Here is a 12,867-nt window from a genome sequence, read left to right as displayed (position 1 = left end):
TGATGATCGGGATGGTGAATCCTCGCATCTGCGAGCATCCGCGTTCACCTGGAAGACGCAGAGTTGAGCGGAATAGACTCAACTCTGCGTGAGTTGGTTTCGGCAGAAGAGAGTCGTACCCCACCAGGAGGCACGGACCACATGGACCCGCAGTTCACGACCAAGTCGACCGAGGCGCTCGCCGCGGCGCTGCAGGCCGCGACCGCGGCCGGCAACCCCCAGCTCGAGCCGGTGCACGTGCTCGAGGCCCTGCTCGCCCAGCCGGGCGGTGTGGCGGGCGCGCTGCTCGACGCGGTCGGTGTCGACCGCGCTTCGCTGGCCGAGCGGCTGGCCGCCGCGCGCGCCACGCTGCCCAGCGCGTCGGGTCAGACCGCCCAGCCGAGCGTCTCGCGTGCGCTCAGCGTGGCGTTGAGCGCGGCCGGGTCCGAGGCCCAGGCGCTGGGCGACCAGTACGTCTCGGCCGAGCACCTGCTGATGGGGATCGCCGCGGGCGACTCGTCCGCGGGGCAGGCGCTCAAGGCCGCCGGCGCGACCCGCGACGCGCTCGCCGGTGCGCTGCCCGGCGTCCGCGGCTCGGCGAGGGTCACGTCCCCCGACCCGGAGGGCACCTACAAGGCGCTCGAGCAGTACGGCGTCGACCTCACCGCCGCCGCCCGGGAGGGGCGCCTGGACCCGGTGATCGGTCGCGACGCCGAGATCCGGCGCGTGATCCAGGTGCTGTCCCGGCGGACCAAGAACAACCCCGTGCTGATCGGCGAGCCCGGTGTCGGCAAGACCGCCGTCGTCGAGGGCCTGGCCCAGCGGATCGTCAACGGCGACGTGCCCGAGTCGTTGCGCGACAAGCGGCTGATCGCGCTCGACCTGGCGTCGATGGTCGCCGGCGCGAAGTACCGCGGCGAGTTCGAGGAGCGGCTCAAGGCCGTGCTCAACGAGATCAAGGACTCCGACGGCCAGGTCGTCACCTTCATCGACGAGCTGCACACCGTGGTCGGCGCGGGCGCCGCGGAGGGCAGCATGGACGCGGGGAACATGCTCAAGCCCATGCTCGCCCGCGGTGAGCTGCGCCTGGTGGGTGCCACCACCCTGGACGAGTTCCGCGAGCGGATCGAGAAGGACCCCGCGCTCGAGCGCAGGTTCCAGCAGGTCTTCGTCGGCGAGCCGTCCGTGGAGGACACCGTCGCCATCCTGCGCGGCATCGCGCCCAAGTACGAGGCCCACCACCAGGTCACCATCTCGGACGCGGCCCTGGTCGCCGCGGCGACCCTGTCCGACCGGTACATCACCGGCCGCCAGCTGCCCGACAAGGCGATCGACCTGGTCGACGAGGCGGCCTCCCGGCTGCGCATGGAGATGGACTCCTCGCCGATCGAGATCGACGCGCTGCAGCGCGCCGTGACCCGGCTCGAGATGGAGGAGGCCTACCTCGCCGAGGCGGACGACGACGCGTCCCGCGACCGCCTCGAGCGGCTGCGCGCCGAGCTGGCCGACCGCCGCGAGGAGCTCGCCGGCCTCACCGTGCGCTGGGAGTCGGAGAAGGCCGGGCACAACCGGCTCGGCGAGCTGCGCGCGCGCCTGGACGAGCTGCGGATCGCCGCGGACCGGTTCCAGCGCGACGGCGACCTGGCGGCCGCCTCGCAGCTGCTCTACGGCGAGATCCCGGCCGTCGAGTCCGCGATCGCCGAGGCCGAGGTGGCCGAGGAGCGCGTCGAGGAGTCCACCGAGCCGCCGATGATCTCGGAGAAGGTCGGCCCGGACGAGATCGCCGAGGTGGTCTCGTCCTGGACGGGTATCCCGACCGGGCGCCTGCTCGAGGGCGAGACCGCGAAGCTGCTCCGGATGGAGGAGGTCATCGGTGCCCGGCTGATCGGTCAGGCGAAGGCCGTGCAGGTGGTCTCGGACGCGGTGCGCCGCGCGCGGGCCGGCCTGTCCGACCCGGACCGGCCGACCGGGTCGTTCCTGTTCCTCGGTCCCACGGGCGTCGGCAAGACCGAGCTCGCCAAGGCGCTCGCCGACTTCCTGTTCGACGACGAGCGCGCCATGGTGCGGATCGACATGTCGGAGTACTCCGAGCGGCACTCTGTCGCGCGCCTGGTCGGTGCGCCTCCCGGGTACGTCGGCTACGAGGAGGGCGGTCAGCTCACCGAGGCCGTGCGCCGCCGGCCCTACTCGGTGATCCTGCTCGACGAGGTCGAGAAGGCCCACCCCGAGGTCTTCGACATCCTGCTCCAGGTCCTCGACGACGGTCGGCTGACCGACGGCCAGGGGCGCACCGTCGACTTCCGCAACGTGATCCTGGTGCTCACCTCGAACCTCGGCTCCCAGCACCTGGTGGACCCGACCCTGACCGGCCGCGACAAGCGCGAGCGGGTGATGGCCGCGGTCCGCCAGGCGTTCAAGCCGGAGTTCCTGAACCGCCTCGACGAGATCGTGCTCTTCGACGCGCTCACGCCGGAGGAGCTCAGCCGGATCGTCGAGCTCCAGGTGCGGATGCTCGCCGGGCGGCTCGCCGATCGGCGGATCACGCTCGAGGTCACCGACGACGCCAAGCACTGGCTCGCCGCCGAGGGCTACGACGTCGCGTACGGCGCCCGCCCGCTGCGCCGGCTGGTGCAGCGCGAGATCGGCGACCGGCTGGCGACCATGCTGCTGTCCGGTGCGGTGCCGGACGGATCCACGGTCCAGGTCGACGTGAACGCCGACGCCGACGCCGGCGGACTCGTGCTCGGGCTCGGCTGAGCCACGGTCCGGTCACGAAGCGGGTGAATCGCCGTGACAACGCTGGGCGAGCCCGTGTGCCCGGCGCTAGCGTCGACACGTGGACTGGGACCGGTTCGGTGCAGTGCTGTTCGACATGGACGGGGTCCTGACCCCGACTGTCGAGATCCACAAGCGTGCCTGGCACGCCCTGTTCACCGGCTACTTCGATGCGCACGGCGTCACGCCGCCCTACACCGAGGACGACTACTTCGCGCACGTCGACGGGCGCCCGCGCTACGAGGGCGTGCGGGAGTGCCTGGCCTCGCGCGGCGTCCAGATACCCGAGGGTGAGCCGAGCGACCCGCCGGACGCCCTGACCGTCTGCGGCCTCGGCAACTCCAAGGACGCCGAGGTGAACCGGATCCTGGCGACCGACGGTGTACAGCCTTACCCGGGCTCGATCCACCTGCTCGACCTGCTCGCCGAGCGCGGCATCCCGGTCGCCGTCGTCTCGAGCTCGAGGAACACCCGCACCGTCCTGGCCGCAGCCCGGCTGACGGACCGGTTCGGCTCGATCGTCGACGGGGTGCGGGCCGCCGAGGAGCACCTGCCCGGCAAGCCGAAGCCGGACACCTACCTGCGTGCCGCCGAGGACCTGGGCGTGCCGGCCGCGCGGGCCGTGGTGGTGGAGGACGCCGTCTCCGGTGTCGCGGCCGGGCGGGCCGGCAGCTTCGGGCTCGTGATCGGCGTGGACCGCGGGGTGGGTGCCGAGGCCCTGCTCCGGTCCGGGGCCGACGTGGTGGTGAACGACCTCGAGGAGCTGACGTGAAGCGCGGGCATCGCGGCGCGCACGCCGCGGGCGGAGGCATGCCGGACTACCTCGACCGCACCCGGTTCCCGGTCGACCCGTGGCGGCTGACCGAAGAGTTCTTCAGCCCGGTCGACCTGGGCGTGGCCGAGACGCTGTTCGCGGTCGGCAACGGCTACGTCGGCATGCGTGGCACGTTCGAGGAAGGCCGCGACGCGGTCAACCACGGCACGTTCGTCAACGGCGTCCACGAGACCTGGCGGATCCAGCACGCCGAGCAGGCGTACGGCCTCGCGGAGGTCGGCCAGACGATCGTCAGCGCGCCGGACGCGACGCTGTTCGAGCTGTACGTCGACGACGAGCCGCTCGTGCTCTCCGTCGCGGACCTGATCGACTACCGGCGCAGCCTCGACTTCACCGACGGCCTGCTGCGCCGCGAGCTGATCTGGCGGACCCCGAGCGGGCACCGGGTGCAGGTGCGCTCGCAGCGGATGACGTCGTTCGTGCAGCGGCACCTCGCGGTGCTCACCTACGAGGTCACCGCGCTCGACGACGAGGTCCCGATCGCGATCTCCGCGCGCGTGGTCAACCGCGAGGACGGCGAGCACCGGACCGCGGCCGACGAACGCGGTGGCACGGTGGACCCGCGGCGTGGCGAGGAGGTCGTCGGGCGGGTGCTGCACCCCGAGGTGCACTGGGGCGACGAGGACCGGGTGCTCCTCGGATACCGCTGCGAGAACTCCGGCAACACCATCGCGGTCGGCGTGGACCACATCCTGGAGACCGAGAACGAGCTGGAGACCGTCTACGAGGTCACCCCGGACCGGTCGCGGCACGTGTACCGCGGTCTCGCCATGCCGTTCGTGCCGATCACGGTGACGAAGGTCGTGGCCTACCACTCGTCGCGTGGCGAGCCCGCCGGTGAGCTGATCACCCGGGTGCGCCGCACCCTGGACCGGGTGCGGGCGCAGGGCGTCGAGCAGCAGCTGGCCGACCAGCGGGCGTGGCTCGAGGACTACTGGGCCCGCTCGGACGTCGAGGTCGAGGACCAGCCCGAGATCCAGCAGGCGATCCGGTGGTGCCTGTACCAGGTCGCGCAGGCGTCGGCCCGCGCCGAGGGGCAGGGCATCCCGGCCAAGGGGGTCACGGGTTCGGGGTACTCGGGGCACTACTTCTGGGACACCGAGACCTACGCGGGGCCGTACCTCGTCTACCCCTCGCCGTCGTTCGCGCGGAACGCGCTGCGGTTCCGCGCGACGATGCTGCCCGCTGCGCGGCGGCGGGCCGTCGACCTGACCCAGCGCGGCGCGCTGTACCCGTGGCGCACGATCAACGGCGAGGAGGCGTCGGCCTACTACGCGGCCGGCACCGCGCAGTACCACATCAACGCGGACATCTCCTTCGCGCTCAGCACGTACGTCAAGGCCACCGGGGACGAGGAGTTCCTGGCGCGCGAGGGGATCGACATCCTCGTCGAGACCGCGCGGATGTGGGCGGACCTGGGCTTCTGGCGCGGCAACGGCGAGGACTCGTTCCACGTGCACGGTGTGACCGGCCCGGACGAGTACACCACCGTGGTGAACGACAACCTGTTCACCAACGTCATGGCTCGGTTCAACCTGTGGCGCGCCGCCGACGCGGTCGGCGAGGTCGCGGCGCGCTGGCCGGTGCACTACGAGCGGATGGTGCAACGCCTCGGGCTCTCGGCGGACGAGGTGCTGGAGTGGCGGCGGGCCGCGGACGCCATGGAGATCCCGTACGACGCGCGGCTCGGCATCCACCCGCAGGACTCGCTGTTCCTCGAGCGCGAGGTGTGGGACCTGCCGAGCACGCCACCGGACGAGCTGCCGCTGCTGCTGCACTACCACCCGCTGGTGATCTACCGCTTCCAGGTGCTGAAGCAGGCAGACGTCGTGCTGGCGCTGTTCCTGCAGGGGGAACACTTCACGCTGGAGGAGAAGCGCGCCGACTTCGCCTACTACGACGCGATCACGACCGGTGACTCGACGCTGTCCGGCGTGGTCCAGGCGATCATCGCGGCGGAGGTCGGCTACCACGACCTCGCGCTGCGCTACTTCCACGACGCGTTGTTCGTGGACCTGGCGGATCTGCACGAGAACACCGCCGACGGGGTGCACGTCGCGTCCGCGGGTGGGGTGTGGAGCGCGCTGGTCTACGGGTTCGGCGGCATGCGTCACCACGGCGACCAGCTGACCTTCGCGCCGCGTCTGCCGATGAGCTGGCCATCGCTGACCTTCCGGGTCGCGGACGGGCCCACGAGGCTCAAGGTCGTGGTGCGGCAGGACACCATGGACCTCACGGTCGAGGTGGGCGAGGAGATCACGGTCGCGGTGCTCGGCAAGCCGGTCACGGTCACCTCGGTGCACCCGGTCACGGTCGCGCTGCAGAACCAGGGTCCGCGGATCGACGGGATGCCGGAGGCGACGGCGTTGCGCGGCACGCTGCGTGCCGACGGCACGGTCATCACGGCCTCCGTGCCGCACCACTCGGGACGCAACCGGTAGCGGACGGGGCCGGCCCGCGGGTGCCGGAGGCGGCTGGAATATACCCCGGGGGGTATAGTGTTCTCCGCCGTAAGGAGGCCCCATGCCCGCGACGACCGCACACAAGGTCCTGGTCTTCACGACGCCCACGTGCTCGTGGTGCAACCGGCTGAAGGCGTACCTGCGGGAGCGCCGGGTGCCCTTCCGCGAGGTCGACGTCTCGCGGGACACGTCCGCGGCACGCGACGTGCAGCGCCGGACCGGGCAGATGGGCGTGCCGGTGATCGTCATCGACAACAAGCCGATCGTCGGGTTCGACCGGCCGAAGATCGACCGGCTGCTCGGGCTGACCTCGCGCTGACCGTTGGATCGCCGACGCACACCCCGTGATCGACGACAGCCTGACCCACCGCGGCCCTGACCCACCGCAGCTCTGACCCACCGCAGCCCTGACCAACCGCAGCCCTGACCCACCGCAGCTCTGACCCACCGCAGCTCTGACCCACCGCAGCTCTGACCCACCGCAGCTCTGACCCACCGCAGTACCGATCGAAAGGAACCCCATGTCCGAGTCCGTGACCCCGCTGGGCAGCCGAGTCCTCGTCGAGATCCTCACCGAGGACTCGATGACCGCGTCCGGCCTGGTCATCCCCGACACTGCCAAGGAGAAGCAGCAGAAGGGCGTCATCGTCGCGATCGGCGACGACGAGGAGACCATCACGGTCAAGGTCGGCGAGCGCGTGCTGTTCCCGAAGTACTCCGGCACCGAGCTGAGCATGGACGGCGCCGACTACCTGGTGATCGACGCGAACGACCTGCTGGCCGTGCTCGGCCGCTAACGGCCGGCCCGCGAGGCGCGACCTCACGAGGCGCGACCCCGCGAGGCGCGACTTCGCGAGGCGCGACCCCGCGACAGCACCGGAACCGCTCCGCACCAGCGACCCCGCGACGGGCTGGTGCGGAGCGGTTCCGGTGTCTTGGGCCGGTGCGGCGGGGGCCCGGCGCGCGCGGTCGGGACGTGTCGGTGCCATGAGCGGACACTCCAGTACGCCAAGAGGTCCACAGTCCCTGCCCGCGGTCAACGGGACCAGGTGTCGGCCCGAGACAGGCGGTTCGGCCGAGACCGGGGGTTCGGCCCGAGACAGGTGGTTCGGCGCCCAGGCAGGGGGTTCGGCCCGAGACAGGGGCGAGCACGCCCCTGCCTGGGCGCAGAACCCCTGACTCAGCCGAGCATGGCTTGCTGCGAGCTCAGCGGGTGGCGACGTCGTCCCCGGCGGTGAACGAGCCGGTCACGGTGCCGGTCGGCTGCCAGGCCAGGCACAGCCCCGAGCGGTCGCCCTGCGACCAGCTGCGCTGGGTCGGCGCCCAGACCACCGGCTGCATCCCGAGGGCCACTTCGGCGTTGTCCATCTCGCACCAGGCGACGAGTCGGTCGGTGACGTCGGTCGCGCCCGGCCAGTCCTGCTCGGTGAACGGCAGGACGCCGACCACCTCGGCATCGTGGGGCTGGTCGCACGGCACCACCCGCACCGAGGAGACCTGGCCGTCGACCGGCAGCTGCTCGATGCAGTGCCCGGTGCTCAGGCGCCCAGCCGCGACGGTGGCGGGCGAGGTGACGTCGCCGAGCGGGCGCGTGCCCAGCCAGAACCGTGCGGCGGCGACGGACCCGACGACCAGGACCACCGCGGCGGCGATCGCGATCACCCGCAGCGCGATCCGAGCGCCGTCTCGCTTGGCCGGCGGAGGGCTGACGGGAGCCTGCCAACCCGGGGCGTAGTACGGCGCCGCGTAGCCGCCGGGCAGCTGCGTGCCCTGCTGCCCCTGCGGGGGCTGCACCTGCGGCGGGTACCCGGGCGGGGGATAGCCCTGGGGTGGGTACTGCTGTGGTGGGTAGCCCTGCGGTGGGTACTGCTGAGCAGGCGGGTACGCCTGGGGCGGTGGCGTGCCCGGTGGGTACTGCTGAGCAGGCGGGTACCCCTGGGGCGGTGGCGTGCCCTGTGGGTACTGCTGAGCAGGCGGGTACCCCTGGGGCGGTGGCGTGCCCTGTGGCGGGGTCCCTTGGGGCGGGTACCCGGGTTGTGGATAGCCCGGAGCGGGCTGACCCTGCGGTGGCTGACCCTGCGGTGGCTGACCCTGCGGAGGCGTGCCTTGCTGAGGCTGCCCCTGCTGCCCCTGCTGCCCCTGCTGGTCCGGGCGCCCCGGCCGCCAGCCCGGAGACGTCCAGCCGCCGTCCTGGTCGCTCATCGCTCCTCCACCTCGAGCACCACGGGGACGTGGTCGGACGCGCCCTTGCCCTTGCGCGCCTCGCGGTCGATCAGCACCGACGACACGCGATCCGCGAGCGGCGCGGTCACCCAGGCGAAGTCGATCCGCAGGCCCTTGTTCTTCGGGAACGCGAGCTGCTGGTAGTCCCAGTAGGTGTAGGTGTGCTCGGCGGGCAGGTGTACGCGGGACACCTCGGTGTACCCGGCCCGCTCGAACGCGAAGAACGCCTCCCGCTCGGCAGGCGTGACGTGCGTGTGCCCGGCGAAGTCGGCGACGTCGTACACGTCGGTGTCCAGCGGGATGACGTTCCAGTCGCCCACCAGGGCGATCTGGGCGTCCGGGTCCGCCGCGACCCAGCCGGCGGCCTGCTCGCGGAGCCGGGCGAGCCAGTCGAGCTTGTAGGCGTAGTGCGGGTCGTCGACGGCCCGGCCGTGGGGCACGTAGAGGCTCCAGACCCGCACCCCGCCGCACGTGGCGCCGATCGCCCGGGCCTCGACCGAGGGCTCCTCGCCGAAGCCGGGCTGCCCGTCGAAACCGGCCTGGACGTCCTCGATCCCCACCCGGGAGACGATCGCAACACCGTTCCACTGGTGGTAGCCGACGTGTGCGACCTCGTACCCGGCGGCCTCGAACACCGAGTAGGGGAACTTGTCGTCCGAGCACTTGGTCTCCTGCAGCGCGAGCACGTCGGTGCCGCTCTGCTCGAGCCAGGCCACCGCGCGGTCGGCGCGTGCGCGGACGGAGTTGATGTTCCAGGTCGCGATCCGCATGGCTCGAACGCTACCGGCCGACGGGGACGCGAGTGTCCGCCGCACGCGTTAATCGAGCGTTCCCCGGCATGCGCCCGTGCCCGCCGTGCCGTGGGCCGTAGTCTGACGCCATGGGTACCGCACTCGTCACGGGGGCCAGCGCCGGTCTCGGTCTGGAGTTCGCCTGGCAGCTCGCCACTGCGCGCCACGACGTGGTTCTCGTCGCACGCGACGTCGAACGGCTGGAACGGCTCGCGGGCCAGCTCCGCGCCGCCGCCGGGGTGCGCGCCGAGGTCCTGCCGGCCGACCTGGCCGACCGCGACCAGGTCGAGCGGGTCGCCGAGCGCCTGCGCCAGGCCGAGAACCCGGTCGGGTTGCTGGTGAACAACGCCGGCTTCTCGACCGGCGACACGTTCGTCGGGTCCGACCTCACTGCGCAGGAGAGAGGGCTCGACGTCATGGTCCGGGCCGTCCTGGTGCTCTCGCACGCTGCCGCGGGCTCCATGATCGAACGGGGCCGGGGCGCGATCCTCAATGTCTCCTCGATCGCGGCGCTCACCGCCTTCGGCCCGTACTCGGCTCACAAGGCGTGGGTGAAGGTGTTCACCGAGGGGCTCGCGACCGAGCTCCGCGGCACCGGCGTGACCGCGACCGCCCTGTGCCCGGGCCTGGTCCACACCGAGTTCCACGAGCGGGCCGGCGTGGACCGTAGCCGTTTCCCCGACGTGGCCTGGCTCAACGCGGATGCGGTGGTCGCCGCGGCTCTGGCCGACGTGCGGCGCGGTGTCGTGGTCTCCACGCCCAGCCTGCGCTACGGCGTGGTCTCCGAGGTCGCCCGCCTGCTGCCTCGCTCGGCCATCCGCAAGCTCTCGGAGATGCGCGGCGCACCGGACGAGACGATCGCCTGACGCGAAGCCTCAACCGCCCGGTGGCCGGGTGCGCTGTGCCTGCCGATCGATCGTGGACCCACCGTGGGCCGCGAGCGGACCCCGCACTACCCTGACCGCGTGACCGACACGCGTGAGCAACTCCGCACCCTCATCAGCGACCTCGCCGTGGTGCACGGCAAGGTGACCCTGGCCTCGGGCAAGGAGGCCGACTACTACGTCGACCTGCGGCGCGTGACGCTGCACCACCGGGCGGCCCCGCTGATCGGCCACCTGATGCTCGACCTGCTCGAGGAGCAGGGCCTGGGCCCGGGCGAGATCGACGCGGTCGGCGGTCTCACGCTGGGCGCGGACCCCGTCGCCACCGCGATCATGCACGCGGCGGCGTCGCGCGGGCAGGATCTCGACGCGTTCGTGGTCCGCAAGGAGGGCAAGGCCCACGGCCTGCAGCGCCGCATCGAGGGCCCGGACGTCGCGGGGCGCCGGGTCGTCGCGGTCGAGGACACCTCGACCACCGGCGGTTCGGTCATGACCGCGGTCGACGCGCTGCGCGAGGCGGGCGCCGAGGTGGTCGCCGTCGCGGTGATCGTGGACCGCAACACCGGCGCGCGCGAGCGGATCGAGGCCGAGGGCCTTCCCTATCACCACCTCTTCGGGCTGCCGGACCTCGGGCTCGCCTGACGCGCCACTGGCGCCCCTTCACCACTCCAAGGCTTGACAACGGCCTCCGCGCCTGGTTGGTTAGTTACATCAGTAAGTAACCCATGAACCAGAGGGGCCGATGGACGACGAGCGCCCGATCTTCCTCCAGGTCGCCGAGCTGATCGAGAACCAGATCGTCGACGGCTCGATGCCCGAGGGGGCCCAGGTGCCGTCGATCAACGAGCTCGCCGCATTCCACCGGATCAACCCGGCGACCGCGCTCAAGGGCGTCAACCGCCTGGTGGACGCCGGGCTGGTGCACAAGCAGCGCGGGATCGGCATGTTCGTCAGCCCTGGGGCTCGGGCCCGGCTGCTCGGGCAGCGCCGTGAGGCGTTCGCGGAGCAGTACCTGCGTCCGCTGCTCGCCGAGGCCGCGAAGCTCTCGATCGGCCCGGCGGAGCTCGCCGAGATGGTCCGGCAGGAAGCCGGGTCGGCGGCGGGCCCGGCCGGAGTCGTCGGCACCGCACCGCACGTCTGACCACCACAGCTCGACACGACACAGCTCGACACGACAAGCACCACGGAACGTCCCAGAAGGGGGCCGGTCGATGACCGCCATCGTCGAGGTCACGGACCTCACCAAGCGCTACGGATCGCTCGCCGCGGTCGACGACGCCTCGTTCGTCGTCCGCGAGCACGCGATCACGGGTCTGCTCGGCCGCAACGGCGCCGGCAAGACCACGCTCATGCAGCTCATCACCGGGCAGGAGCTCGCCACGTCCGGCGAGATCCGGCTGTTCGGCCAGCACCCGCTGGAGAACGCCGCCGTGCTGAGCCGCACGTGCTTCATCAAGGAGTCGCAGACCTACCCCGACGGCTTCAAGGGCGAGCACGTCCTCAAGGTCGCGTCGTGGGTGTTCCCGCACTGGGACGAGCAGCTCGCCCGCGAGCTCGTCGACGAGTTCCGGGTGCCGCTGGACCGCAGGATGAAGAAGCTCTCCCGCGGCCAGGCGTCCGCGATCGGCGTCGTGGTCGGCATCGCCTCACGCGCCGAGCTGACCATCTTCGACGAGCCCTACGCCGGCCTGGACGCGGTCGCGCGGCAGGCGTTCTACGACCGGCTGCTCGCGGACTACGCCGAGCACCCCCGCACGATCGTCATGTCGACCCACCTCATCGACGAGGTCGCGGACCTCCTCGAGCACGTCCTGGTGATCGACGAGGGCCGGCTGATCATCGACGCACCCGCCGAGGAGCTGCGCGGCTCCGCCACCACGATCGCCGGCAAGCACGCCGACGTCGAGGCCTTCTCCCGCGGGCGGGACGTGCTGGACGCCGACTCCCTCGGCGCCTTCGCCTCCGTCACCGTCGCCGGGCTCACGCCGGCCGAGCGCGCCGCGGCAGCCGCCGCCGGGCTCGAGGTCGGCCCGGTCTCGCTCCAGCAGCTCGTCATCGGCCGCACCCGCGGCACCGCTCGTCAGGAGGTCGCATCGTGACCGTCGTCGCCCTGCCCACCGCACCGCCCGCGCCGCCGATCGGGCGCCGCCTCTGGAACGCCGTGCGCCTGCACGTCGCCAACCCGTGGCCGACCCTGATCCTGCCGTGGTTCATCTTCGCGGCGATCTTCGGCCTCAACCTGGCCATCTGGCAGATCATCTCCATCGCCGCCGGCGGCACGCAGAACCTGGACGCCGACGCGTTCGACTACAACGGTGGCGTCACCTGGGTGCTGTTCTTCCTGGTGGCCATGGCCGTGCAAGCGATGAGCCTGACGTTCCGGTTCGCGCTCGGGCTCGGCATGACCAGGCGGGACTACTACGTCGGAACGGTCGCCTACCTCGCGGGGCTCGCGGCGATGTACGCGGTCGGGATCGCGGTGCTCGCCCAGGTGGAGCGCGCGACCGACGGCTGGGGTCTCGGCGGCCGGTTCTTCGCGCCCTGGTTCCTCGCCGACCTGCCGGCGTGGCAGCTGTGGTACCTGAACGCCGCGGTCGGACTGATGCTCGCCATGATCGGGACCGTCGTCGCGACGATGTGGGTCCGGTGGAAGGCCCTGGGGCTCTACACCTTCTTCGGTGCGTTCGCGGTGATCCTCGTGGCCACAGGGTGGTCGCTCACGGTGTCCGAGTCGTGGGGGAGCCTCGGCCGCTACCTGACGACCCACGAGCCGGCGGCGATCGTGTCCTGGACGCTTCCGGTCAGCCTGCTCTGCGGCCTGCTCGGCTTCGCCATCCTGCGGCGCGCGACCCCGCGCGCCTGACCCCTCCAGGACGAGCGACCGGCGTCCGACCCTTGAGGTCGGGCGCCGGTCTGCC

General features: G+C 71.8%; 12 protein-coding genes. 10 read left to right on the top strand and 2 right to left on the bottom strand.

Annotated elements, in window-relative coordinates:
* Positions 1-141 precede the first annotated feature (141 nt).
* The 5 genes from clpB to OEB99_RS13695 all read left to right on the top strand — a co-directional run bounded on the left by clpB (position 142) and on the right by OEB99_RS13695 (position 6,848).
* Positions 142-2,736: an ATP-dependent chaperone ClpB gene (gene clpB / locus OEB99_RS13715; RefSeq protein WP_263577841.1), complete on the top strand. Its 2,595-nt coding sequence runs from the start codon at positions 142-144 to the stop codon at positions 2,734-2,736.
* A gap of 79 nt (positions 2,737-2,815) precedes the next feature.
* On the top strand, positions 2,816-3,526 hold the full coding sequence (locus tag OEB99_RS13710) for an HAD family hydrolase (RefSeq protein WP_263577840.1): 711 nt from the start codon (positions 2,816-2,818) through the stop codon (positions 3,524-3,526).
* Positions 3,523-6,030 (top strand): glycoside hydrolase family 65 protein, encoded by a 2,508-nt coding sequence (locus OEB99_RS13705; protein WP_318011418.1) that lies wholly within the window; start codon positions 3,523-3,525, stop codon positions 6,028-6,030. The genes OEB99_RS13710 and OEB99_RS13705 overlap by 4 nt, the downstream gene beginning before the upstream one ends.
* An 82-nt stretch (positions 6,031-6,112) precedes the next feature.
* Positions 6,113-6,370, top strand: a complete 258-nt coding sequence (locus OEB99_RS13700; RefSeq protein WP_263577839.1) for a glutaredoxin domain-containing protein — start codon at positions 6,113-6,115, stop codon at positions 6,368-6,370.
* Positions 6,371-6,572: 202 nt separating this feature from the next.
* Positions 6,573-6,848, top strand: a complete 276-nt coding sequence (locus OEB99_RS13695; RefSeq protein ID WP_263577838.1) for a co-chaperone GroES — start codon at positions 6,573-6,575, stop codon at positions 6,846-6,848.
* A gap of 409 nt (positions 6,849-7,257) precedes the next feature.
* Here the strand turns inward: OEB99_RS13695 and OEB99_RS13690 are convergent, their stop codons facing one another.
* Complete coding sequence (locus OEB99_RS13690) at positions 7,258-7,845, bottom strand: septum formation family protein (protein WP_263577837.1); 588 nt, start codon at positions 7,843-7,845, stop codon at positions 7,258-7,260.
* A gap of 404 nt (positions 7,846-8,249) precedes the next feature.
* Positions 8,250-9,044 (bottom strand): exodeoxyribonuclease III, encoded by a 795-nt coding sequence (locus OEB99_RS13685; RefSeq protein WP_263577836.1) that lies wholly within the window; start codon positions 9,042-9,044, stop codon positions 8,250-8,252.
* 110 nt (positions 9,045-9,154) lie between these two features.
* Here OEB99_RS13685 and OEB99_RS13680 point away from each other — a divergent pair, with 110 nt between their 5' ends.
* The 5 genes from OEB99_RS13680 to OEB99_RS13660 all read left to right on the top strand — a co-directional run bounded on the left by OEB99_RS13680 (position 9,155) and on the right by OEB99_RS13660 (position 12,812).
* Positions 9,155-9,931: an SDR family NAD(P)-dependent oxidoreductase gene (locus OEB99_RS13680; RefSeq protein WP_263577835.1), complete on the top strand. Its 777-nt coding sequence runs from the start codon at positions 9,155-9,157 to the stop codon at positions 9,929-9,931.
* 99 nt (positions 9,932-10,030) lie between these two features.
* Entirely contained in the window at positions 10,031-10,591 is a 561-nt protein-coding gene (gene pyrE, locus OEB99_RS13675; protein WP_263577834.1) for an orotate phosphoribosyltransferase, read from the top strand.
* A 100-nt stretch (positions 10,592-10,691) separates the two neighbouring features.
* Entirely contained in the window at positions 10,692-11,090 is a 399-nt protein-coding gene (locus OEB99_RS13670) for a GntR family transcriptional regulator (RefSeq protein ID WP_263577833.1), read from the top strand.
* Positions 11,091-11,160: 70 nt separating this feature from the next.
* The gene (locus tag OEB99_RS13665; protein WP_263577832.1) at positions 11,161-12,048 is read left to right on the top strand and encodes an ABC transporter ATP-binding protein; all 888 of its coding nucleotides are present in this window, start codon (positions 11,161-11,163) and stop codon (positions 12,046-12,048) included.
* Positions 12,045-12,812: a hypothetical protein gene (locus OEB99_RS13660; protein ID WP_263577831.1), complete on the top strand. Its 768-nt coding sequence runs from the start codon at positions 12,045-12,047 to the stop codon at positions 12,810-12,812. Before OEB99_RS13665 ends, OEB99_RS13660 begins: the two co-directional genes overlap by 4 nt.
* The last annotated feature ends 55 nt before the right edge of the window (positions 12,813-12,867 follow it).

The sequence above is a fragment of the Actinotalea endophytica genome (assembly GCF_025717005.1).
Taxonomy (GTDB): domain Bacteria; phylum Actinomycetota; class Actinomycetes; order Actinomycetales; family Cellulomonadaceae; genus Actinotalea.
This window is presented reverse-complemented; position numbering and strand designations above follow the sequence as displayed.

Coding starts and splice junctions, on each gene's coding strand:
- clpB (WP_263577841.1), top strand. CDS start 142: ATGGACCCGCAGTTCACGACCAAGTCGACCGAGGCGCTCGCCGCGGCG.
- OEB99_RS13700 (WP_263577839.1), top strand. CDS start 6,113: ATGCCCGCGACGACCGCACACAAGGTCCTGGTCTTCACGACGCCCACG.
- OEB99_RS13695 (WP_263577838.1), top strand. CDS start 6,573: ATGTCCGAGTCCGTGACCCCGCTGGGCAGCCGAGTCCTCGTCGAGATC.
- OEB99_RS13685 (WP_263577836.1), bottom strand. CDS start 9,044: ATGCGGATCGCGACCTGGAACATCAACTCCGTCCGCGCACGCGCCGAC.
- OEB99_RS13680 (WP_263577835.1), top strand. CDS start 9,155: ATGGGTACCGCACTCGTCACGGGGGCCAGCGCCGGTCTCGGTCTGGAG.
- OEB99_RS13670 (WP_263577833.1), top strand. CDS start 10,692: ATGGACGACGAGCGCCCGATCTTCCTCCAGGTCGCCGAGCTGATCGAG.
- OEB99_RS13665 (WP_263577832.1), top strand. CDS start 11,161: ATGACCGCCATCGTCGAGGTCACGGACCTCACCAAGCGCTACGGATCG.